Source organism: Pseudomonas sp. GR 6-02 (assembly GCF_001655615.1).
In the GTDB taxonomy this organism is placed as follows: domain Bacteria; phylum Pseudomonadota; class Gammaproteobacteria; order Pseudomonadales; family Pseudomonadaceae; genus Aquipseudomonas.
The window spans coordinates 4,349,761-4,352,730 of sequence record NZ_CP011567.1 but is presented as its reverse complement, the minus strand read 5'-3'; the positions used below and the strand labels follow the sequence as shown (position 1 = coordinate 4,352,730).

Here is a 2,970-nt window from a genome sequence, read left to right as displayed (position 1 = left end):
AGTAGCAGAAAAAAAGGCCGACGCCCAATGCGTCGGCCTTTTTTTTGAATTTTTGTGCAAATGATAAATAAACTCATTCCGGTTTTTGCGCGGTGCTGCGTCTTACTTACGTAAGCAGATAAATCGAGCCGGGCAGGGTAGCCACAGGGTTCAGTTTTTCCCAGCCGTACACATTTTTACCGCTGCCCGGACAAACGATCGTGCCCGGGGAGGGGCCGGTCATCGACTTGCGACACGTTGCCCGAGATGGCAGCCGATCCAGGTGGTTCACAGGTCCAGGCAGCGGCAGGGCACTCGATTGCCCATGGATCCTATCCATTTCAATTAAAAATAGAGAGCACGATGTCAGCAATTCATGAGTTGAAACCTCTGTTCAAGGCCTTGGTCATTGCCCGAACCTTGCGCTCGCGTCGCTCGTTGGCCGGTCTGGGCATGGCTTGCCTGCTGCCGCTCAGCGCGCAGGTCCACGCGGAAGACTTCACCCTCGACATTCCTGCCCAGCCTTTGCCCCAGGCGTTGCAGGCGTTTGGCACGCAGACCAATCAGCAGGTGATCTACAGCGCCGATGACATGGCCGGCCTGCGCAGCACACGCGTCAGCGGCAAGTTGAGCAGCGAAGCGGCGATTGCCCAATTGCTCAAGGGCACGGGCGTGCACTACAGCTTTGAAGGCAACACGCTGATGGTGGTACGCGGCAGTTCGACCGAGGGTCTGGAACTGGGCGCCACCACCATCAACGCGCACCAGGTGGGCGCGACCACCGAAGGTTCGAATTCCTACACCTCGAATGCCGTGACCATCGGCAAGGGCACCCACACCCTCAAGGAAATTCCGCAGTCGGTCACGGTGATGACCCGCAAGCAAATGGATGATCAGGACATCGTCGATCTCAAGGACGCCGCCAACAAGACCACCGGACTGGTCGGTGCCCAAGGCGTCGGCAGAGGTTTGATCCTCTCTTCGCGCGGTTTCCAGATTGATGACTGGCAGTACGACGGTGTGCCGATCCCGCGCAACACTTACGCGCTGGGCAACTGGGCCACGCAGGACTTGATTTTCTTCGACCGCATGGAAGTGCTGCGCGGTGCGTCGGGCCTGCTGCAAGGCACCGGCAGCCCGGGTGGCGCGGTCAACCTGGTGCGCAAGCGCGGTCAGGCCACACCGACCGTGACCCTGACCGGCAAGGCTGGCTCCTGGGATCACTACGGTCTGCAACTGGACGCGGGCGGGCCGTTGAACCAGAACGGCACCATTCGTGGACGTTTCGTGGCCGACCAGGACGACACCCACACATTCGTTGATTCCGAATGGTACAAGACCACCTCGCTGTACGGCGCGCTGGACTTCGATCTGAGCGAAGCCACCACCGTGGGCGTGGCGGTCAGCCAGTCCGACGGCGAATCGCGCTCGAATGTCCGCGGCTTCCCGCGTTACTCCGACAGTAAACCCATCGACCTGCCGCGCAGCACGTACACCGGGGCGAAGTGGAACCATTCGGATATCGACGTCACCACGCTCTACACCGATCTGGAACACCGTTTCAACGACGACTGGGCCTTCAAGGTCGGCGCCGTGCGCATGACGGAAACCAACAAGGCGAAGAACCAGCGGGTGCAATCCACCGGCGATGGCATCAATCCCGATGGCAGCGGCGTGCAATACGCGGACTTCGTGACGGACATGGACTCCACCAAAGTCGCTCTGGACATGAACCTCACCGGCAAGTTCGAAGCCTTGTCCATGCCGCAGGAAATCATGGTGGGCGGCAACTATTCCAAATACACCTCGGACGACAAATACGCCCGAACCTTCAATGACAGCTCCGACAATATCTTCGACATTGATCACAACCGTCCGGATATCAGCTACGAAGGCTTGATCAATAGCCCCGGTGGTCGTGGGACTCCCAGCCAATACGACATCCGCCAGAAAGGCCTGTACGGCAGCTGGCGGGTCAAGCCTGTTGAAGACCTGACCCTGGTGCTCGGCTCGCGCGTCAGTTGGTACGACTACAATTACAAGTCTTCGACCCAGACCGCGAGCGGCATTACAGAAGATCCAAAAAGCACCGCCACTGAAACCGGAGAAGTCACGCCCTATGCCGGTATCGTCTATGACCTGAGCCGCGAATGGGCGGTCTACGCCAGTTACACCGACGTATATACACCGCAGACCGAACGCGATACCGCCGGCGCGGTACTCAAACCGATTATCGGCAGTAACTACGAGATTGGTCTCAAGGGCGAGTTGATGGACGGCCGGATCAATACCTCCGTGGCCCTGTTCCGTTACGACCAGGAAAACCGTGCCGTTCTCGATACGCAGGGTGCGCAAACCTGCGACGGTTGGTTCTGCTCGACGGCATCGGGCAAAGTGCGCAGCCAGGGTCTGGACGCCGAAATCAGCGGCGAAGTGATCGACAATCTGCAACTGTTTGCCGGCTACACCTACAACACCACCAAATACCTCGACGACCCTGACAACGAAGGCAAAATCTTCAGCTGGTGGACGCCTAAACACATGCTGCGTGTGTGGGGCAATTATCAGTTGAGCGGCGACTGGAGCCGTGTGAGTACAGGCCTGGGCTTTACCGCACAAACCCACACGATAGGTTTCGACCACTCCGTCAACGTTCCGGGTTACACCGTGTGGAATGCCCGCGTCGGTTACCAGCTCACCCCGGAAATCGAGCTGGCGATGAATGCCAACAACCTGTTTGACAAGACCTACTTCGCAGCGGCCTACAACCAGATCAACGGCAACAACAACTACGGTGATCCACGCAACGTGATGTTCAGCGTGAAATACACACCGCAGTTCTGAGTCCTTTGCACTAGCGTCAATGTCCCGGCCCGCGCCCTTTTACCAGGGGCGCGGGCTAATCTTGTAGCAGCTGCCGAGCAGCGCGAGGCTGCGTTCGGCTGCGCAGCAGTCGTAGACCCTAAATGCACGGTGTATCTGACAGACTGC

1 protein-coding gene is annotated in these 2,970 nt (G+C 58.6%); it reads left to right on the top strand.

The features are described from left to right. The first annotated feature begins 342 nt into the window (after positions 1-342). On the top strand, positions 343-2,823 hold the full coding sequence (locus PGR6_RS19125) for a TonB-dependent siderophore receptor (protein ID WP_064619057.1): 2,481 nt from the start codon (positions 343-345) through the stop codon (positions 2,821-2,823). Positions 2,824-2,970 lie beyond the last annotated feature (147 nt).